Consider the following 19,721-nt stretch of genomic DNA (forward strand, 5'->3'; position numbering starts at 1 on the left):
TGGCCCGGCGGTGCCGTGACACCGGAGTTGGGTAACGGCCCCGTGCCACCCGGTGACGACCGAGTGCCGGCCGGGCGCCGGCCGGGTGCTGGCGCCACGCCACTTCATGACCAGGTTGGTTGCATTTTGTACGATCGGAACATGACCGCCTCCGCTGATTTCTGGTTCGATCCGGCCTGCCCCTGGGCCTGGATGACGTCTCGCTGGATGCTCGAGGTCGAGCAGGTCCGGGACGTGCAGACGACCTGGCATGTGATGAGCCTCGCCATCCTGAACGAGGACCGCGACGAGCACGACGAGAACTGGCAGCGCAAGCTGGGGATCGTCCGGGTGTTGATCGCGGCCGAGCAGGCCCACGGCAACGAGGTCCTGCTGCCGCTGTACACCGCCCTGGGCAACCGGATCCACGTCGAGCACAAGGGCACGAAGCACGCCGACCTGCTGCCCGAGGCACTCGCCGAGGCCGGCCTGCCGGCGTCGCTGGTCGAGGCCAAGGACACCGACCGGTACGACGACGCGCTGCGCAAGTCGCACCTGGCCGGCATGGAACTGGTCGGCATGGAGGTCGGTACGCCGGTGATCGCGGTCGAGGGCTCCGCGTTCTTCGGCCCGGTCGTGACGCCTGCGCCGAAGGGTGAGGCGGCCGGCAAGCTCTGGGACGGCGTCCGGCTGGTGGCCGGCACCGAGGGATTCTTCGAACTGAAGCGCACCCGGGACCGCGATCCGATCTTCGACTGAGCCGGTTCCGGCCTGAACCAGTTCGATCAACGCGACAAGGGTTGAACGTTCCACAGCCAGGGACGAAGGTTGCTCACCAACGATTCATCCCCTCTGGTGAGTAGGTTTCATGGTGGAGCTTCTTCGGGCTGATGCCGTAGTAGTCCCGACGGGTGTCACTGCGGGAGTTGCTGTCTTCGATCGGCAGACCGGGCAGTTCACGGAGCAGTTGAACCCCGACCTGCAGTTCCGCTCGGCCTCAGTGGTGAAGCTGCTGATCGTGCTGGACTACCTGTGGAACCGCGGACCGGCGTACGAGATCCCTGCTGCCGACAAGGCTCGGCTGGAGGTGATGCTGCGCAGTAGTGATGACGATGCCGCTAGCTACTACTGGGACCAGCTGGGCGGCGGGCAGATCATCGACCGGATGGTGCCGCGGCTCGGCCTGACCCACACCGCGCCTCCTCCTGCCACTCACCCGGGCTTCTGGGGGTACGTCGCGCTGACTGCCGGCGACACTGTGCGGCTCTACCGCTACCTGCTCGACCAGGCTCCAGCGCCGGTGCGTGACTACGTGCTGGGCAACCTGCATCAGGCGACTCGCTACGGCACGGACGGCTTCGATCAGTACTTCGGGATCGCGTCGGTGTTCGACCCGCCCTTCGCCATCAAGCAGGGCTGGTCCGGGTTCGCGGGGTCGAAGAGCAAGCGCAAGGTGGATGCAGTGGATCTCACTAGCGAGGCGCTGCACACCACGGGCACTGTCGGGCCGGGGGACCGGACGATCGTTGCCGTCTACACCTTGCATACCGAGGGGACGGCGTACGGGAAGGCCTATGACGATGTGACTCGCCTGGTCCGGATACTGAACGTGCCGGGTGGCGTCCATGCAGGCACCCCGAAGCTCCCCGGCGTCCCAGAATGACAGTGGGACCTGCAAGACTTCACGCCATGCGAGTGCACATCGGCTCTGATCACGCCGGCTTCGAACTGAAGAACCACCTTGTCGAGCACCTGAAGAGTGCCGGCCACGACGTCGTCGACCACGGCCCGGCCGTGTACGACGCGGTCGACGACTACCCGCCGTACTGCCTGCGTACGGCGGAAGCGGTCGTCGCCGACGCGGGCAGCCTCGGCATCGTGATCGGTGGTTCCGGCAACGGCGAGCAGATCGCCGCGAACAAGGTGAAGGGGGTCCGGGCCGCGCTGGCCTGGAGCACCGAGACCGCCGAACTCGGACGGCTGCACAACAACGCCAACGTGATCAGCGTCGGCGCCCGGATGCACAGCGAGGAGGACGCGACCGCGTTCGTCGACACCTTCCTGGCCACCGACTACTCCGGCGAGGAGCGGCACACTCGCCGGATCGAGATGCTGAACGGCTACGAAGAGACCGGCGAACTGCCGCCGCTGCCTTCCTGATTCTTGTCCCGGGGCTTGTCGGTAGTGCGCGGCTTGGAGACGTCCCGGGCCCGCATCGACCGGCCGGTCCCGACCACCGCCGGGGTGGGCGCACCGCCCCGGCCCTTGTTACCTGTCACACCCATAAGAGGAATCATGCCCGAAGGTCACACCCTGCACCGGCTGGCGAACGACGTCTGGGACGCCTTCGGCGGCCGGATCGTCCAGGCGTCCAGCCCGCAGGGCCGGTTCGTCGAGGGCGCCGCGCTGCTGAACGGCAAGGTGCTGCGGCAGACCGAGGCGCACGGCAAGCACTTCCTGGCCGAGTTCGACGGCGCCGGCTGGCTGCACATCCACCTCGGCCTGATCGGCAAGGTCGACTTCGGTTCGGCGCCGGTGCCCGAACCGGTCGGCGCGGTCCGGCTCCGGCTGCAGAACGCCACGTCGTACGCCGATCTCCGGGGTGCGACCGTCGTGGAGGTGGTCACCGACGGCGAACGCGAGAAGCTGATCTCCCGGCTCGGCCCGGACCCGCTGCGCGACGACGCCGACCCGGAGCTCGCCTGGAAGCGGATCCACAAGAGCGCGCTGCCGATCGGCCGGCTGCTGATGAACCAGGAAGTGCTCAGCGGGGTCGGCAACGTGTACCGCGCCGAGGTGCTGTTCCGGGCCAAGCTGCACCCGATGACGGCCGGCAACGTGGTCAAGAAGCGCGAGTGGCAGGGGATGTGGGACGACCTGCTGGCGTTGATGAAGTACGGCGTCGAGACCGGCCGGATCGACACCGTTGCCGACGACCACACGCCCGAGGCGATGGGTCGTGATCCGCGCCGCGACGACCACGGCGGCGAGGTCTACGTCTACCGTCGCCAAGGGCAACGGTGTCATGTCTGCGACTCGGTGATCCGGACCGAGATCCTCGAGGGCCGCAACCTGTTCTGGTGCCCGAAGTGTCAGCGCACCGGGCTGACCCGAAAGAAACTGTGACAACTTGATGCGCGGACCGAGCGGTGCCGTTACATTCGTCTCACCATGAGTAGCGGCGGGGATTTCGCTGGCTTGCGACGGGTCCGCCGACTGGCGCGCTCGGTGGGCCGGCGCGTGCGGAAATCACACCTGCTGACCTTCGTCGGTCTGCTGGCGTTGACACTCACCGTCGGGTCCGCCGCACTGGAGATGCCCTCCTTCATACCCACTGCCGTCCTGGTCCTACCCCTGCTGCTCGGCGGATTGTTGCTGCGGTTCAAACCGCTGGTCCTGTTGACCGTGGTGGCGCTGGTGGTCGGCTCGTACGTCGTGTCCCATCGCACCGGGAATGTGCCGAAGATCGGCTTCGTGGTGACGCTGGGGGTGGCGGCGTGGATCGTGCTGGCCGGCGCGAAGGTGCGTAGCCGGCTCGGCGTCCAGGGGACTCGTGGTGAGTCGATGCTGATGGAGTTGCGCGACACGTTGACGGCCCAGGGGGAGCTGCCGCAGTTGCCGCCGGGCTGGCGGGCGGAGGTGGCGATCCGGTCGGCCGGGGGAGAGTCGTTCTCCGGTGACTTCGTGGTCTCGACGATCCGAGACGACGCGCTGCTCGAGGTGGCGCTGGTCGATGTGTCGGGCAAGGGAATCGATGCCGGGACGCGGGCGCTGTTGCTGTCCGGTGCGTTCGGCGGGTTGCTGGGCGTCGTACCGGTCGAGGAGTTCCTGCCGTCGGCGAACCACTATCTGCGGCGGCAGGACTGGGACGACGACTTCGCGACCGTGGTGCAGGTGGCGGTGAACCTGGCGACCGGCGACTTCGAAGTACGGACTGCCGGGCATCCGCCGGCGATCCAGTTCGACTCGTGGTCGGGGAAGTGGCAGACGCGGGAGGCCGAGGGGCCGTTGCTCGGGCTGGTGGAGATCCCGGAGTTCAAGGTGAACAAGGGGCAGTTGCGGCTGGGGGACGCGCTGTTCCTCTACAGCGACGGGATGGTCGAGACACCTGCTCGTGAGATCGGTCAAGGGACGGATCGCCTGGCGGGGCATGCCGAGCGGTTGGTCGCGCAGGGCTTCAAGGGGGCTGCCCAGGAGCTGGTCCTCGAGATCGGCGGCCGCGGCGACGACTCCGCCATCGTCGTCATCCACCGCCAGATGAACCCCGCCGACCTGGTGGCCCCCACCTGCCCGACCCCCACCCCCCGCCGCCGCGGCGGCGCCCTCTTAAGAACCCTCCACCTCATCTGACTCCTGCCGCTTCCCTTCTTTGGCTTTCCCTGACCTCTCTCCTTTCGCGCCTGCCTGCGGGTTTGGTCTCGGTCTGAAGTAGCGTCTCGGTCGTGGCGATTGATGGGGTGGACGAGGCGGACCGCAGTGCACCTGACGTGTCCTTCGAAGAGTTGCTGGCGTTGATGCCGGAGTCGATGCGTGAGGTCTTCCCATCGACCCGCTGGCAGCTCGGCAAGTTGTGGGCGCTGGACCTGCGGGTGGAGCCGATCGAGGTCGCCGATCTGCTCTGGATGCTCGACCTGCCGCTCTGGCAACTCAACGGCGAACGCTTCAAGGTCACCCCGAACCAGGTCGCCGCCACCCCGATGAACTTCCGCGCCCACTACGAACGTGTGATGAACGCCGACCTCGACTTCCCGATCCACCTGGTCGCCTACCGCGGCCGCCTGGTCGTCCTCGACGGCATCCACCGCCTGCTCAAAGCCCACTTCCTCCGCCGCCGCTGGCTCGAAGGCAAGATCGCCACCTCAGCCCAACTGGCCGAATGCGGGCCTGACCACTTCTAGCCGGTCGCGGCGGCGATGACTCGGGTGAGGTTCTTGTGCAGGTCCTCGAGTTCGGGAAGTGTCATGCCTAGCCGGTCGATGATGGCGGGCGGGATCTTCAGGGCCTCGTTGCGGAGCTCCTGGCCGGACGAGGTGAGGCGGACGGCCAGGGAGCGTTCGTCGCGGGGGTCTCGCTGGCGGCTGAGGTAGCCCGCGGACTCCAGGCGCTTGAGGAGTGGGGAAAGGGTGCCTGGATCTAGCTGGAGTAGGCCGCTCAGCTGCTTGACCGACAGCGGCGACTCTTCCCAGAGGGCGAGCATCACCAGGTACTGCGGGTGGGTGAGCCCCATCGGGTCCAGCAACGGCCGGTAGAGGGCGATCACACTGCGGGAGGCGACTGCGAGCGCGAAGCAGACCTGACGATCCAGCGCCAGCAGGTCCTCGGAATTTTCAGCCATGTTTGTATGCTATCAATTGGTGTACAAACTATTGCCACACCAAGCGACTGGAGAGTTCCGATGGACGACAAGAACGCCGGCCTCAGCCTCGCGTACCGTTTCCGCTGGCGGCTGACCTGGCTGTTGCTGCACGTCGCCGGCCCGGCCACCCTGCCTGACCATCTCGACCCGCGGCGCCGGATGGAACGCGAACGGGCGGCCCGGGTGGCCCGCGCGCAATCGGGCGACGCGCAGCGAGTTCGGTTGATGACGTATCACCCGTAAGGTTGGTGATATGTCAACCGAAAACGAATACGCCCCCAGCCCGACCGCCTGGGTTCGCAGTGCGGTCGAGAAGATCGAGGAGACCGGCAGCACCGAGTCCGCCGGCTTCAACGGCATGGGCGTCATCCTGATGACCATGCGCGGCGCCAAGTCCGGCAAGATCCGCAAGGTGCCGGTGATGCGCGTCGAGCACGACGGCGTGTACGCCGCGGTCGCGTCGCTCGGTGGCGCACCGAAGAACCCGGTCTGGTACTACAACCTCAAGGCCGACCCGTCGGTCCAGGTGCAGGACGGCACCACCACCCGCGAGTACGTCGCCCGCGAGATCGAGGGCGAGGAGTACGAGCTGTGGTGGAAGCGCTCCGTCGCCGCCTACCCCGAGTACGCGGAGTACCAGAAGAAGACCACCCGCAAGATCCCGCAGTTCGTCCTCGAGCCCGTCGAGTAAGACACTGGCAGCCGGTGGCAGGAGGAGCACCCGGCTTGTGAGACGCTGGCGGCGAGTCCGGCGCGCTGCGTCGACCGAGTTCCGGGAGTCCTCCTGACCACACAAGACGCGGTGCGGGAACCGTTCGTCGGCTCGACGCGACTGCGTCTGGCCGGACTGGCACTGCATGCCTATACAGCGAGCGGGACGGTGCTCGCGCTGCTCATCGTGATCGCGGCGATCGACGGCGACGCCGTCCGGGCGCTGTGGCTCGGCCTCGCCGCGCTCTGGATCGACGGCACCGACGGCATGATTGCGCGCCGGCTGCGGGTCAAGGAGACGATCCCGTGGTTCGACGGGGCGATGCTCGACAACATCGTCGACTACCTGACCTACGCCTTCGCGCCGATCGTGCTGCTGTGGACCGGCAACTACCTGCCGCACGGCTGGTACGGCGCGGTGCTCGCGGCGCTGCCGTTGCTTGCGTCGAGCTACCAGTTCTGCCGGGTCGACGCGAAGACCGACGACCACTTCTTCCTCGGCTTCCCCAGCTACTGGAACGTGGTCGCCTTCTACGTGGTGATCCTCGGCCTCGGGCACGTCGCGACCGCGGTGATCCTGGTGACCTGCGCGATCCTGGTCTTCATCCCGGTCAAGTACGTCTACCCCTCGCGGACCAAGGCGTTCCGGTCGATGAACCTGCTGACCACGCTGGTCTGGCTCGCCGCGTACGCCGTACTGCTGACCCAGATGCCGAACCCGAACGCGATCGTCGTCGGCATCTCGCTGGCCTACCTGGTGTACTACGCGGTGCTCAGTCTGTATCTGACGTTCTGGGTGCCCCGACGGACGAAGGTCGGCTGAGTGGTTCTCGGATTGGGCGCGGCGCTCGGAGCCGCAGTCGTCTTCGGTATCGCCTCGATCTTGCAGGCAGTCGGTTCCCGCAAGGTGCCGACCGGCTCGGAACTCGATCCGCGGCGGCTCGGCGGCTTCGTCGTCGCGTTGCTGCGGCAACCTACTTTCCTGGGCGCACTCTTGCTGCAGTTGGCGGGCTTCGGACTGCACTTCGTTGCTTTGAGGCTGCTTCCGCTGTACCTCGCGCAGGCGGGGATCGCGATGAGCCTCGTCGTCACCGCGTTGCTGGCGACGCGGTGGATGGCGGACCAGTTGTCGGCGATCGAGTGGTCGGCGGTGATCGCGGTGTGCGTCGGGCTCGGGCTGCTCGCGGTCTCGTCCGGCGACGCGGGTGAGGCTGCTCGCCACCACGGTCTGACGATCGGCCTGATCGTCGGTTTGGTCACCATCGCCGTACTCGGCGGACTGCTGAGCCGCTCGCAGCATGCGAGTGCGGTGGCGTTGCTCGGGATGCTCGCCGGACTCGGCTATGCGGGTGTCGCGATCTCGGCCCGGTTGCTCGACGACAGCTCGATCAGCGCACTGCTGCACAGCCCCACGACGTACACGCTGCCGATCTCCGGCGCACTCGCCTTCATCCTCTACTCGCTCGCCCTGCAACGCGGTTCGGTGACGCTGGCAACCACCCCGATGATCGCACTCCAGACCGTCACTCCGGCCGTCGTCGGCGTCGTACTCCTCGACGACGCGATCCGGTCCGGCTGGTACGCCGGCGCGCTGGGCGGCTTCGTGGTGACGGCAGTCGGAGCCCTGATCCTCGTCCGCTTCGAGAGCATCAAGGACGAGGCGCCTAGCGAGACGGCCACTTCCACGGGGGTTCGTCCAGAGGGCCCTGGCCTTCGATAGCGGTCTGGCCGAACTCCTTCACCAGTTCGATGGTTCTGAAGTCGAGGTCGGTCTCGTCGGAGCCGGCCTGGAGTGCGGCGAGGAACGGGCGGGAGTGGGTGACGGCGATGACCTGGGCGTCCTTGGCGGCGGTGACAACGAGATTTGCGAGCGCGGGCAGGAGATCGGGGTGCAGGCTGGTCTCGGGTTCGTTGAGGACCAGCAGGGCCGGCGGCCTCGGAGTGAGGAGGGCCGCGACCCAAAGGAGGTAGCGCAAGGTTCCGTCGGAGAGCTCGGCGCCGGACAGTGGGCGGAGCAGGCCGTGTTGGTGGAAGGCGATCTCGAACCGGCCGGCGTTGTTGCGGATCTCCACCTTGCTGCCGGGAAAGGCTTGCTCGATCGCGACGTCGAGGGCACCTTGCGGGCCGATCTCGCGGATGGTCTGGAGGGCGGCGGCGACGTCGGCGCCTTCGGGACCGAGGACCGTCGTACGGGTTCCGATCTGTACTTGCCGGGCGGGTGCATCGGCGTCGGTGCGGAGATGGTCGTAGAACCGCCAGGACCGCATACGTTCTCGTAGCGTCAGCAACTCCGGCGCTCGCTCAGGATCGGCGAACTCGCTCAGCATGCTGTCGAAGGGCTGCAACGCGTGCCCGCCGTCGTGCCACTTGCCGTCACCGTCGCGGATCCGCACGCCCCCACCACCGCGCTCGACCAGTAATGCGGCCGGACGCAGGAACGGCCCTGCCCAAAGAGCCTCGCGCTTGATCTCCGGATCCTGCGCGAACGCCGACGGCTTCCCGCCTTCCCCGAGCGTCGGTTGCGGCAGTCCGAAGTCCATCGCATAGCCGTAGTCCTCGGATGCGAACCCCATCCGCAGACCGATCGCCTTACTCCGCACCGTCCCCTGCAACGGCTGCTCACCCCGGCGTACGGCTCCGGAGATGTTCTCCGGCCCCGCCCACAACGTCGAGGACAATCCGCCCTCGCGCGCCAGCGCTGCCACCGCGCCGTTCCGCGACGCGTCGGCCAGCAGTCTCAGTGCCCGGTACAGACTCGACTTGCCGGTTCCGTTCGCCCCCGTCACCACGTTCAGCCGGCCCAAGGGCATGACAAGTCGCCGCAACGAGCGGTAGTTCTCGATGGCGAGCGTGGTCAACATGCCAGCCAAGCTACCGACCGGCGCCGACAGAACTCAGTCGGCCGCCGCAGCCAGGTGGCTCAGAACCTTCTGCAGGAGTGGCGAGCCTTGGGCGCCTGCCGGGATCGCGGCGAAGAGGTGGCGGCGAGGCTTTTGGCGCGCGACCGGTCGCAGTACGAGGGATGGGGGCAGGTCTCGTTGGGCGAGGCGGGGGAGCAGGGTGACTCCGTGGCCGTGGGCGACCAGTTGGGCCACGGCGAGCCAGTCGTCGACGTGGTGGCGGATGTCGGGAGCGAAGCCGGCGGCTGCACAGGCGGTGGCGGTGATGGTGGCGCAGCAGCCGCCCGGGCTGCCGGTGATCCAGCGGTCGGTCGCCAGATCGCGCAGGTCGATGGTTCGATCGGCCGCGTGCGGGTGGGATTGCGGTACCGCGATGTCGAGGTGGTCGGGTCCGAGTTCGACCCGGTGGTAGCGCGGATCGCCGAGTGTCGGCGAACCCTCGAAGCTGACCGCGATCGCGAGATCGACCTGGCCGGCGTCCAGTTGGTCGAACAGCACCGGCGGTTCGGCCTGCCGGAGTTTCACCACTAACTCGGGCGCCTCGGCGGCCAGGGTGTCCAGGGTGGTTGGAAGCAGCCCGGTCAGCGCCGTGGAGAACGCGCCGATCGTGACCGTGCCCCGAAGCGTTTCGTCCCACGTCTGCAGGTCGTGGCGCGCGTGTTCGAGGTGCGCGAAGACCACGTCGGCATGGCTCAGCAGTGCGTCGCCACGGGGTGTCAGCACGATCCGCCGGCCGCTGCGGCGGGTGACCGGGAAGCCCAGATCATGCGAGAGCCCGGACAGTTGCTGCGACACCGCGGAGGGCGTCAGGTGCAGCGCCTCGGCCGTCGCGGTGACCGTGCCACGTTCGCGGAATTCGCGCAGGACTCGCAGCCGGCGCAGATCGTCCATGAAGTCGTGGCTTAACTTATCCATACATAAATTGTAGATGGACTGAAAGATCCCGCGCGCCCGATGATGGAGCCCATGAGCACTGATCCGATCCGGCTCGGCATCGTCGGCCTCGGCGCGATGGGCCGCCGCATCCTCGAAGTCGCCCACACCCATCCCCGGTACGCCGTGACGCACGCCGCCGATCTCGACGAGGCGACCGTCTCCCGGTTGCAGGCCGAGCACCCGGTCGTGCTGTTCAGTACGACGCCCGCCGACGTACTCCGGGCGGACGTCGACGCGGTCTATGTCGCCACACCACCGGCGACCCACGCGGGTCTCGTCGTACCGGCTCTTGACGGTGGGAAGGCGGTGTTCTGCGAGAAGCCGCTGGCCGTCTCAGCAGAGGATGCGGAGGCGATGATGGCGGCGTCGGCGGGTCGGCCGACCGCGGTCAACTTCGCGCTTTCTGACCGGCTCGCCACCCGGTACGTCGAGCAGGCGCTGGCCGACGGCCGGGTGGGGGACGTGCTGGGCGTGGAGATCCGGTTGCACTTCCCGGTCTGGCCGCGGCGGTTCCAGGCGGACGCCGCCTGGGTGGCCGGCCGGGCGCAGGGTGGGTTCGTGCGTGAGGTGTTCTCGCACTTCGCGTATCTGACCGATCGGCTGCTCGGTCCGCTCTCGGTGGTGCAGACGCGGCTCGATCACCGCGACGAGGCGAGCGAATCCACGGCGTACGGGTTGATGCTGGCCGGTGACATCCCGGTGGTGCTGACCGGATCGGCCGGCGCGGCAGGGCCAACGACGTACGAGTGGATCCTGCGCGGAAGTCACCAGTCGTTCCTGCTCCGCGACTGGCGTGAGCTGCTCGTTGCCGAGGGCGACGAATGGGTGCCGGTCGAGCTTGCCGGCGAGGAGGGTTCGGAGTACAGCCGGCTGTCGCTGTTCGCCGATCTCATGGACGGCAAGGCATCTCCCGAGTTGGCCGATTTCGCTGCCGCACGACGGGTTCAGCGCGTCGTCGAGTCCTTTCACGAGCAGCGATGAGGCAAGTCGAAGTCCACGGTCCGGAGGATCTGCGGATCGTCGAGCAGCCGTCGAGAGCGCTGGCGACCGGCGAGGTGCGGATCAAGGTGGCGGCGATCGGGGTCAACTACCTCGACATCCAGGAGCGCACGGGAGCCTATCCGCGGTCGTTCCCGTATGTACCGGGTGGTGAAGGCAGCGGCACCATCATCGAACTCGCGGCCGACGTCACCGGCCTACAGATCGGGCAACGCGTCTGCTGGCAAGGCGTTCGAGGCTCGTACGCCGATGAGGTGGTCGCGCCGGCTTGGAAGGTGCTGCTCGTTCCCGACGAGGTGAGCGACCAAGAGGCAGCCGCGATCCTCTTGCAGGGGCTGACCGCGCACTACCTCGCGACCGCCTCGTATGCGATCCAGCCCGGAGACGTAGTGGTTATCCACGCGGGCGCGGGTGGCCTCGGCCTGCTCCTCACCCAGGTCGCGAAACTCCGCGGCGCGCGCGTCATCACCACTGTCTCCAGCGCTGCCAAGGGAGTGCTGTCACTCGAGGCGGGCGCCGACCTGACGGTCCCGTACGCCGAACTGACGGCCGTTGCCTCAGGCAACGCCGCCGTCGTCTACGACAGCGTCGGTGAGGCGACATTCGAGGATTCCCTGACCTGCTTGAAGAAACGAGGCACCCTCGTTCTCCTGGGTCAGTCCAGCGGCCCTGTACCACCCTTCGACCTCACCCGCCTCGGCCGGCTCGGCTCGCTCACCATCACCCGCCCCACCCTGAGCGATTTCGTCAGCACTCCCGCCGACCTGCACGACCGAGCCTCCGCCGTCTTCACCTGGCTCACGACCGGCCGGCTGCAACTTCGCATCGGCGCCACCTACCCCCTGACCCGAACAGCCGAAGCCCACGCCGCCCTAGAAGCACGCACCACAACAGGCAAGCTCCTCCTAATCCCCTGAAACGGCACGAGGCCCCTCCCGATCGCCGGGAGGGGCCTCGTGGTGCTGCGGTCAGGCGAGGGAGTCTTCCCAGGCCTGGTGGAGGCCGGCGTAGTTGCCGCCGGTGGTGATGAGGTCGGTGGGGGAGCCGTCCTCGAGGATGTGGCCGTGTTCGAGGACGATCACCCGGTCCGCGGTCTCCACGGTGGAGAGGCGGTGGGCGATGACGATCGCCGTACGGTCGGCCAGGATGGTCCGGAGCGCACGCTGGATCAGCCGTTCGCTCGGGATGTCGAGGCTGGAGGTCGCCTCGTCCAGGATCAGTACGGCGGGGTCGGCCAGGAACGCGCGGGCGAAAGCGACCAGCTGCCGCTGACCCGCGGACAGCCGGTTGCCGCGCTTCTCGACCGCCGTCTCGTACCCGCTCGGCAGCTTGGTGATGAACTCGTGCGCGCCGATCACCTTCGCCGCGTCGACGATCTCGTCCATCGTCGCGTCCGGTTTGCCGAACCGGATGTTGTCCGCGACCGTTCCGGTGAAGAGGAAGTTCTCCTGCGTCACCATCACGACCCGGGTACGCAGGTCGTCCTCGGTCAACTGGCGCAGGTCGATCCCGTCCAGCAGCACGTGCCCGCCGGTCGGGTCGTAGAACCTGGAGACCAGCTTGGCGATCGTGGTCTTGCCGGCCCCCGTCGTACCGACCAATGCAAGGGTTTGCCCGGCCGGTACGTCGAGGTCGAGTCCGGGCAGGATCGGCACGCCTTCGACGTACGAGAACTGCACGTTGCGCAGTTCGAGGTGACCGCGGGCTCCGACCGGCTTGGCGGGCTTCACCGGTTCGGCGACGTCGGGCTTCTCGTTCAGGACGCCGGACAGCTTCTCCAGCGCGGCACTCGCGGACAGGAAGGTGTTGTAGAACTGCGAGATGTCCTGCAGCGGCTCGAAGAACTGCCGCAGGTAAAGGAGAAACGCAGTCAGTACGCCGACCGTCACGTGACCGTGGTAGGCCTGCCAGCCGCCGTACGCGAGGATCGCGACGATCGTGATGTTGCCGACGCCCTTGATCGACGGCATGAAGATCGCGTTGATCCGGAACGACTCGAGGTTCGCCTCGCGGTACTTGTCGTTGACCCCGTGGAAGATCTCCTCGTTGCGCGGCTCCCGCCGGAACGCCTGCACTGCGCGGATGCCCTGCATCGACTCGACGAAGTGCACGATCACCAGTACTACGGCTTCGCGCGTACGCCGGTAGACAACAGCTGATCGGCGCCGGAACCACGCGGTGAGCAGGAACAGCACCGGAAACGACAGCAAGGCGAGTGCGCCCAGCTTGAGGTCCAGTGTGAGCAGCAGGATCGCAGTACCGATCAGGGTGAGCAGTGCCGTCACCAGACCGTCGAAGCCGGTCTCCAGCATCTCGTCGATGACATCCACGTCGGAGGTCAGCCGGGAGATCACCCGGCCCGACGTGTACTTGTCGTGGAACGACGGGCTGAGTCGCTGGAAGTGGTCGAAGACGCGGCGGCGCAGTCCGAGCAGGATCGTCTGCCCGAGCCGCCCGGACCGCATCAGGAAGACCTGCCGGGCACCTGCCTGGATCAGAGCAGAGGCCAGTACTACGAAGACGATGGTGACCAGCGTCTTGCTGCCCTCGCCGGCCAGGATCGGCGGAATGCCCTTGTCGATGCCGAGGTGGACCAGGTACGGCACGGACAGCCGGGCCGCGTTCTCCACCACGACGATCACGACGAGCAGCCAGATCATCTTCTTGTAAGGCCGCAGTAGTTCACCGAGCAACTTGCGCGACTGTTCCTTCAGCCGCAGAGTCGTTGCCCTGGACAACTCGTCGTTGCCCTCCTCGGCGTACCCGCGCCAGTCGTGCTGCTGTTCCACTGAGGGCTGAGGTGGTTGCTGGGTCGTCGTCATGCGTGCACCTCCTCCTCTTCGGCCGCCAGCAGTGTCCGGTACGCCGGAACGGTGGCGAGCAGTTCGCTGTGCGTGCCCACGTGGGTGATCGTCCCGTCCTGCAGGAGCGCCACCTGATCCGCGAGCATCACTGTCGACGCCCGGTGTGCCACCACGATGCCGGTGGTCTCGGCGAGCACGTTGCGCAACGCCTCCTCCACCAGGGCCTCGGTGTGCACGTCCAGTGCCGACAGCGTGTCGTCCAGCACCAGTACTGCGGGGCGCGCGAGCACCGCACGCGCCAGTGCGAGCCGCTGCCGCTGTCCGCCGGACAGTGACATGCCCTGCTCACCGACCCGCGTGTCCAGACCCCACGGCAGGTCGTTCGCGAAGGTCGCCTGGGCGATCTCCAGCGCCTGCTGCACGTCGGCCTCGGACGCGTCCGGCCGGCCCAGCGTGATGTTCTCCCGGGCACTCATGGAGAACAGCGTCGGGTCGTCGAACGCCGAGGCCACCGCGCTGCGCAGCGACGTCAGGGTGAGATCCCGTACGTCGTGCCCGTCGATGGTGATCCGCCCGCCGGTCACGTCGTACAGGCGCGGGACCAGTGCGGTCAGGGTGGTCTTGCCGGAGCCGGTCGCGCCGACCAGGGCGAGCGTCGTACCGGGCGGCAGGTCCAGGTTGATGTCGTGCAGGACGTCCTCGGAGTCGGGGGAGAACCGGAAGCTGACGTTCTCGAACCGCAGGTGCCCGCGCGGGTGCACCAGCTCGTCCCGGCCGTCGGTGATGGTCGACCGGGTGTCCAGGATCTCGCTGATCCGGTCCGCCGACGTCATCGCCTCCTGGGCCATCGCCAGGATCGTTCCGAGCGACTCGACCGGCCAGATCAGCGACAGCATCAAGGTGATGAAGGCAACCAGCGTGCCCAGCGTGATCGAGTGCCGGCCGACGGCGAGCGCGCCGAGCAGCAGCACGATCACCAGGGTCAGGTTCGGGATCACCTCCAGGAAGGTCCAGAACCGTGACGCCAGCCGGACCTTGTCGACCGAGGTCTCGTAGAGCTTCACCGCACCGTCGTCGAACTGCTTCTTCACGTGCTCGCGACGGCCGAACGCCTTGATCACCCGGAAGCCCACCGCGGACTCCTCGATCCGGGTGGCCAGGTCGCCCTGCTGGTCCTGCACCCGGCGGGAGATCGCCAGGTACTTCTTCTCGAACTTCAGCGACACGATGATGATCGGGGCCGCGGCCACCAGGACCACGACGCCGAGCGGCCAGTACAGGCGCAGCAGCAGAATGGTGACGACCACTAGCTGGAGGATGTTGATCACCAGGAACAGCAGACCGAAGCCCATGAACCGGCGGATGATCGACAGGTCCGAGGTGACCCGGGAGAGCAGCTGACCGCTCTGCCAGCGGCTGTGGAACTCCATCGGGAGCGCCTGCAGCCGGACGTACAGGTCATGGCGAAGGGTGGCCTCGAGGTCGCTGACGGCCTTGGACTGGGCCCAGCGGCGCATCCAGACCAGGAGCACCTCGCTGATGCTCAGACCGAGGGCCAGCAGCGCCAGCGGAAGCAGCAGGTCGAGCTCGCGACGGGTGACCGGTCCGTCGATGATGGCTCGGGTGACCAGCGGGACGGTGAGGCTGACACCGACGCCGAGAACGGCGGTCGTGAACATCGTCAGCAGGCGCCAGCGGTGCGGTCGGAGGTAGGGACGAAGCCGCCAGAGGTTCTCACTCCGGCGGTGGTTGCGTCTGGAAGGGGCAGCAATAGACGGCGCTTTGACAGGTGGCTCTGAGGGCATCTGGAGGGGCGCACTTCCCAACATGCTCGGCACGGATGGGGGTCGCAACCGGAAAACGGCGCAATTTCAAGTATCCCCCAGAGTGGTAACCGATGTCCTCCGATTTCCATTCCCCGGTCAACAATTGCCGCTTCCTGCAATGGATGACCCCGGCCACTAGCGGCGACCGGGGTCATATTCATTACGAAGTGCGATGAGTCCTACGACCTCAGCAGTGCGATCCCGTCGATGGCGGCCGGAGCCGCCGCGACCGACACGACCCGGACGGTCCCGGTCCGGTACGGCGTCACCGGCAGATACGTCACCTTGCGCGTCCAGGTGGCCGAAGCCAGTGAAACCCGGCCGATCTTCACGCCTGCGTGGTAGACGTCCACGCTGCCCTGGCCCGGTCCGTTCAGGGTGACCAGTGCGACCCGGACGCCCGCCTCACCGCTCTTCGTCAGGGAGGCTCCGGACGCGTTGAGAGTCGACGTGGTGCCCTGGAAGGCGAGACTGTTCGTGGTCCGGCCGACCGATCCGGCGGCGGTCAGCGCCCGGTCGTCCTGCGGCGTCACCGAGCAGGTCGCGGGGGACCAGGCAGAGGTGTTCCCGATCCCGTCCCTGGCCCTGACCATGAAGCAGCGATCCGACCCGAGGACCGGAGCCCAGCCCACCGAGCCGGCCGTGATGCCCTGCCAGGGAGCCGGATAGACCCACGCCCCGAAGGCGTTTCCGGCCGTCGCCGTGCGGTAGGCGACGTCGTACGAGGCAACCGCCCCGTTGTCCGTGAACGAGTACCTGTACGTCGCCGTACTGGTGAGGATCACCCGATCTCCAGGCTTGCTGGAGACATGTACCGGCGCCGCCCCGTCCACCTCGCTGCAGTACGAGGTGCTCCACTCGCTCAGGTTCGCCTTTGAGTCCCTGGCACGGACCTGGAAGCAGGTGTCGGTACTGCGAGCGACACCCGGCAGCTGCACCTGCTTCACGTTGGCGGGCAGTACCTGCCAACTCGCTGGCAACACCCAGGTGCCGTACGGCGAACTCGCATTCGGCCGCTGCTGATACCGCACGTCGTATGACGAGACACCGCTGCCGGGATTCTCCGGTGTGCTCGGATCCGCGTAGTCCCAGGAGAAGCTCAGGTCGGCACTCTCGCTGACCCGGGGACCCGCGGTCGCCGTTGTGAGCGTCGGGGGTGTCTTGTCGTTCTCACTGGTCGGTGGCGCGGCGAGCCAATTGAGAGTGATCACCCGGGGCCGGCCGTCGGGGTCGATGTAGGCGATCCGCGGCGTGTCGGCATCGTCCGGGGTGTAGCTGGCGCCGCGCCAGAACCGGCCGGCGACCGGCCCGTAGCTGTGCTGGATCGGCGTGGCCGCGTTGAGGTCGGTGACCAGTAGTTGCTTGTGCGCAAGACCGTCCACAGTCGTCGTGATCGGCCGGACGACGAAACCGGCACCGATCTTCCAGCCGTCGCCGAGGGAGATGGTCCGGATCGGGATCTGCTGATCCAGGTCGACCACCTCGTCCGGGCCGGTGCAGTCGAGCACCGCCCAGCGGCCGGCCACCTGCAGGTCGAGCAGCCCGTTGCAATCCGCTCCGAACGGGACTGTGCGGGTGAAGCCGTCCACCTGTCGGCCGGTCAGCGTGTCGCTCGCGGTCCAATAGGTGTCGCCGTCGATCCCGACCGGTCCCGCAACCGTGGTGACGATCTGGCGTCGCCGGGTGTCGTAGATCCCGGTCCGACCGTTCTGCTCCAGCTGGTACTGCGCCAGCTTGCCGCCGCGACCGAGTGCGAACCGGCTGAAGTCTGCGACGACGTTGTCGTCCTGCGGCGTCCGGAGCCGAACGGTCCATTTGCCGCTCGGGCCCGGGTTCGAGGTGACCAGGCTTTCGCCGGCCGCCTGCAGGTCGTTGGTCGTGGTGACGCCGTCGAGCGGAAGCCAGCTGGTGCCGAAGTTCCTCGTCTCGGTCACCTGCTTGGCCGTGCGCTCGCTCGCGAACCCGTCCACCAGCGGGAGATCGTCGGTGAGGATCCGGTCGCCGACCATGGCGACGTGGCGCGACTGCCCGGCGTACGACGGAGTCCAATTGATCCGGTCGAGTACACCATCCGGACCCACGGCGGAGATGCCGCCCTGAGCGGCGACCAGGAGCCGGCCATTGCCGAGGTCTGCCGCGTCCTGCACATCGCTCAGGAAGCGCCAGGTGACGGTGCCGCTGTCGAGGTCGACCTTGGTCAGCTCACTCGTCGCGGGATCGCGGAATGCGACCTCGTCGCCGACGGTGAGCAGCTCCTGCCTGGTCGGCACAGTGGCGGTGCCTTCGCCGGAACCGGTCCGGGCTTTCCAGGCCAGGTTGGTGGCGGTGTCGGTTGTTCCGGTCTGCCAAACCACGCGGTTGGGGGTCAGCTGAGCCCACCGCAGGTCGCCGGTGAAGGTCGCACTCTTGGTCACGGCGCCCGTGGTCAGGTCCAGGATGTAGAACGCCGAGCCGGCCGTGAGGAGGAGAGCTGAGTCGCTGCGGTCCCGGACTGCTGCATCGGCGGGCAGACCGGTGACCGGGCGTTCGGTGCCGTCATAGTCGTGCAGGGCGAAGGAGCTGTCCGCCGTACGGACGATCAGCATGCCTCCCGGGTAGTCGCCGCGGATCTGGGAACCAGCAGGAGCGTCGTACCGGACCATCGGTGTCGTGCCGATCTTGCTGGCGATGACGTGGTCCGTGCCGGTCTCGATGGCGTAGTCGCCGACCAGTTGCGGCACGCGGTCCGGGAGGTCGCGGAGTCGTTGGTAGCTGCCGACCACATAGCCGTCCGCGGTAGTCCGGATGTCCCACGGGCGTGGCACATCCTCGGACGGCGTACCGACGTCGGTGATGTAGTGCTCCGGCGATGCGCTCATGATCCGCAGCGCTGGTTCATGCACCACGCGCGGGCCGAGCGGATCACCGTCCCCGAGATACGTGGCCGGTTCGGCCGCGGTGGCGGGGACTACCCCGATAACGGTCAGCAGGCAGGTTGCCAGCGCACTGCGGAACTTCACTTGGGACCCCTCCCTCGAGCCGGCCTCTGCCGGACCCGCGGCGGAGCCTATGGGCCGTCAGGGTCACGGCAGGCGTAAATCGGGTGACAGAGCGCGAGCGGGTGCGGGACCCTCGGATGTCTTCTTGAACCGTTGCGAAAGGAACTGATGCAGGCTGCGATCACGGTGACGCCTGAGGAACTGCCTGAGGTGTTGCTGCATGTTGCCGTTGTCCGCCCGGTCTTCCTGTGGGGAGCGCCCGGGATCGGCAAGAGCAGTCTGGTGCGTTCGTTCGCCGACTCGCTGGGGCTGGAGTGCGTCACGCTGCTCGGTACCCAGCTCGCGCCGGAGGACCTGATCGGCGTACCGCAGATCGTCGACGGGCGGAGCCGGTTCGCTCCGCCGGTGAGCATCGCCCGCGACACGCCGTACTGCCTGTTCCTGGACGAGCTGAATGCTTCGTCGCCCGAGGTGCAGAAGGCGTTCTACTCGCTGATCCTGGATCGACGGATCGGTGAGTACGAGCTGCCGGCCGGCTCGGTGGTGATCGGGGCCGGGAACCGCGCCACCGACAACGCGCTGGCGCGGCCGATGGCTTCGGCGCTGGTGAACCGGCTGGTCCACGTGCACCTGCGCGCCTCGGCGTCGGACTGGCTGCGCTGGGCGGCCGGGGCCGGGATCCACGGGCTGGTGCTCGACTACCTGCGGAACCGGCCGGACCACCTGTGGACGGCGCCGCCGAAAACCGAGGAGCCGTTCTCGTCGCCGCGGAGCTGGCACATGCTGTCGGACGCGCTGCACTCCTACGGCGACGGGATCTCGGACGAGACTCTGCGAGTGCTTGCCTTCGGCACCTTGTCGGCCTCGCACGCCTCCAGTTTCCGTGCCTTCGTGAAGACGGTCCGGAACGCCTTCGGCCTGGACGCGATCCTCAAGGGCGACGCGGGCTGGCCTGCTGCCGCCGAGGACCGGGACCTGCTGTACTTCCTGGCCGAGACGTTCCGGGCGCGGCTGGTGAAGGAGCTGGCCGCGGACAAGGCGTCGGCGAGCCCGGCGGCGCGGCAGCTGGCGCATCGGGGGAAGGCGCTGCTGGTGCAGCTCGCGGAGATCTCGCTGGAGATCGCCCAGATCGTGATCGCGACCGATGACGACGGCAACGCGGTCCTGCCGTCGTGGTTCCTGGTCGAGGTGACGCGTGATCTGCCGCGACTCGTTGCCGCCCGGGCCTAGCT

The 19,721-nt window shown here is 67.6% G+C and carries 19 protein-coding genes; 13 read left to right on the forward strand and 6 right to left on the reverse strand.

The window, feature by feature from the left end; genetic code table 11:
• Positions 1-141: 141 nt before the first annotated feature.
• From ABZ004_RS30630 to ABZ004_RS30655, 6 genes are all read left to right on the forward strand, one after another.
• Positions 142-738 (forward strand): disulfide bond formation protein DsbA, encoded by a 597-nt coding sequence (locus ABZ004_RS30630; RefSeq protein ID WP_355684556.1) that lies wholly within the window; start codon positions 142-144, stop codon positions 736-738.
• Positions 739-847: 109 nt separating this feature from the next.
• A complete protein-coding gene (locus ABZ004_RS30635) occupies positions 848-1,642 on the forward strand; it encodes a hypothetical protein (RefSeq protein WP_355684557.1) in 795 nt (264 codons plus the stop codon).
• 26 nt (positions 1,643-1,668) lie between these two features.
• Positions 1,669-2,139 carry a ribose-5-phosphate isomerase gene (locus tag ABZ004_RS30640; RefSeq protein WP_355684558.1) on the forward strand — a complete coding sequence of 157 codons (471 nt, stop codon included), beginning with the start codon at positions 1,669-1,671 and terminating at the stop codon, positions 2,137-2,139.
• Between the two features lie 135 nt (positions 2,140-2,274).
• Positions 2,275-3,105 carry a DNA-formamidopyrimidine glycosylase family protein gene (locus ABZ004_RS30645; protein ID WP_355684559.1) on the forward strand — a complete coding sequence of 277 codons (831 nt, stop codon included), beginning with the start codon at positions 2,275-2,277 and terminating at the stop codon, positions 3,103-3,105.
• A gap of 114 nt (positions 3,106-3,219) precedes the next feature.
• Positions 3,220-4,329: a PP2C family protein-serine/threonine phosphatase gene (locus ABZ004_RS30650; RefSeq protein ID WP_355684560.1), complete on the forward strand. Its 1,110-nt coding sequence runs from the start codon at positions 3,220-3,222 to the stop codon at positions 4,327-4,329.
• 92 nt (positions 4,330-4,421) lie between these two features.
• The gene (locus tag ABZ004_RS30655; protein WP_355684561.1) at positions 4,422-4,877 is read left to right on the forward strand and encodes a hypothetical protein; all 456 of its coding nucleotides are present in this window, start codon (positions 4,422-4,424) and stop codon (positions 4,875-4,877) included.
• Here ABZ004_RS30655 and ABZ004_RS30660 read toward each other — a convergent pair.
• Complete coding sequence (locus ABZ004_RS30660; RefSeq protein WP_355684562.1) at positions 4,874-5,314, reverse strand: MarR family transcriptional regulator; 441 nt, start codon at positions 5,312-5,314, stop codon at positions 4,874-4,876. The genes ABZ004_RS30655 and ABZ004_RS30660 overlap by 4 nt on opposite strands.
• A 60-nt stretch (positions 5,315-5,374) precedes the next feature.
• Here ABZ004_RS30660 and ABZ004_RS30665 point away from each other — a divergent pair, with 60 nt between their 5' ends.
• The 4 genes from ABZ004_RS30665 to ABZ004_RS30680 all read left to right on the forward strand — a co-directional run bounded on the left by ABZ004_RS30665 (position 5,375) and on the right by ABZ004_RS30680 (position 7,766).
• Complete coding sequence (locus tag ABZ004_RS30665; RefSeq protein ID WP_355684563.1) at positions 5,375-5,578, forward strand: hypothetical protein; 204 nt, start codon at positions 5,375-5,377, stop codon at positions 5,576-5,578.
• 10 nt (positions 5,579-5,588) lie between these two features.
• Positions 5,589-6,026: a nitroreductase family deazaflavin-dependent oxidoreductase gene (locus ABZ004_RS30670; protein WP_355684564.1), complete on the forward strand. Its 438-nt coding sequence runs from the start codon at positions 5,589-5,591 to the stop codon at positions 6,024-6,026.
• 111 nt (positions 6,027-6,137) lie between these two features.
• Entirely contained in the window at positions 6,138-6,869 is a 732-nt protein-coding gene (locus ABZ004_RS30675; protein WP_355684565.1) for a CDP-alcohol phosphatidyltransferase family protein, read from the forward strand.
• Positions 6,870-7,766, forward strand: coding sequence for a hypothetical protein (locus tag ABZ004_RS30680; protein WP_355684566.1), 897 nt, complete (start codon positions 6,870-6,872; stop codon positions 7,764-7,766). It begins immediately after the preceding gene.
• On the opposite strand, the gene ABZ004_RS30685 is transcribed toward ABZ004_RS30680, so the two are convergent.
• Together ABZ004_RS30685 and ABZ004_RS30690 are read right to left on the reverse strand one after the other, a co-directional pair.
• The gene (locus tag ABZ004_RS30685) at positions 7,711-8,907 is read right to left on the reverse strand and encodes an AAA family ATPase (protein ID WP_355684567.1); all 1,197 of its coding nucleotides are present in this window, start codon (positions 8,905-8,907) and stop codon (positions 7,711-7,713) included. The two genes, ABZ004_RS30680 and ABZ004_RS30685, sit on opposite strands and share 56 nt — an antisense overlap.
• Before the next feature lie 33 nt (positions 8,908-8,940).
• Positions 8,941-9,861 carry a LysR family transcriptional regulator gene (locus tag ABZ004_RS30690; RefSeq protein WP_355684568.1) on the reverse strand — a complete coding sequence of 307 codons (921 nt, stop codon included), beginning with the start codon at positions 9,859-9,861 and terminating at the stop codon, positions 8,941-8,943.
• A gap of 51 nt (positions 9,862-9,912) precedes the next feature.
• On the opposite strand from ABZ004_RS30690, the gene ABZ004_RS30695 reads away from it, so the two are divergent.
• Positions 9,913-10,863, forward strand: coding sequence for a Gfo/Idh/MocA family oxidoreductase (locus ABZ004_RS30695; RefSeq protein WP_355684569.1), 951 nt, complete (start codon positions 9,913-9,915; stop codon positions 10,861-10,863).
• Complete coding sequence (locus ABZ004_RS30700; protein ID WP_355684570.1) at positions 10,860-11,798, forward strand: quinone oxidoreductase; 939 nt, start codon at positions 10,860-10,862, stop codon at positions 11,796-11,798. Before ABZ004_RS30695 ends, ABZ004_RS30700 begins: the two co-directional genes overlap by 4 nt.
• A gap of 51 nt (positions 11,799-11,849) precedes the next feature.
• On the opposite strand, the gene ABZ004_RS30705 is transcribed toward ABZ004_RS30700, so the two are convergent.
• The 3 genes from ABZ004_RS30705 to ABZ004_RS30715 form a co-directional block, all read right to left on the reverse strand.
• Positions 11,850-13,703, reverse strand: a complete 1,854-nt coding sequence (locus tag ABZ004_RS30705) for an ABC transporter ATP-binding protein (protein WP_355684571.1) — start codon at positions 13,701-13,703, stop codon at positions 11,850-11,852.
• Positions 13,700-15,364, reverse strand: coding sequence for an ABC transporter ATP-binding protein (locus ABZ004_RS30710; protein WP_355684572.1), 1,665 nt, complete (start codon positions 15,362-15,364; stop codon positions 13,700-13,702). The genes ABZ004_RS30705 and ABZ004_RS30710 overlap by 4 nt, the downstream gene beginning before the upstream one ends.
• A 326-nt stretch (positions 15,365-15,690) precedes the next feature.
• Positions 15,691-18,510 carry a hypothetical protein gene (locus ABZ004_RS30715; protein WP_355684573.1) on the reverse strand — a complete coding sequence of 940 codons (2,820 nt, stop codon included), beginning with the start codon at positions 18,508-18,510 and terminating at the stop codon, positions 15,691-15,693.
• 147 nt (positions 18,511-18,657) lie between these two features.
• Here ABZ004_RS30715 and ABZ004_RS30720 point away from each other — a divergent pair, with 147 nt between their 5' ends.
• Positions 18,658-19,719, forward strand: a complete 1,062-nt coding sequence (locus ABZ004_RS30720) for a MoxR family ATPase (RefSeq protein ID WP_355684574.1) — start codon at positions 18,658-18,660, stop codon at positions 19,717-19,719.
• Positions 19,720-19,721: the final 2 nt, after the last annotated feature.

The organism is Kribbella sp. NPDC006257, from assembly GCF_040613535.1.
GTDB lineage: Bacteria > Actinomycetota > Actinomycetes > Propionibacteriales > Kribbellaceae > Kribbella.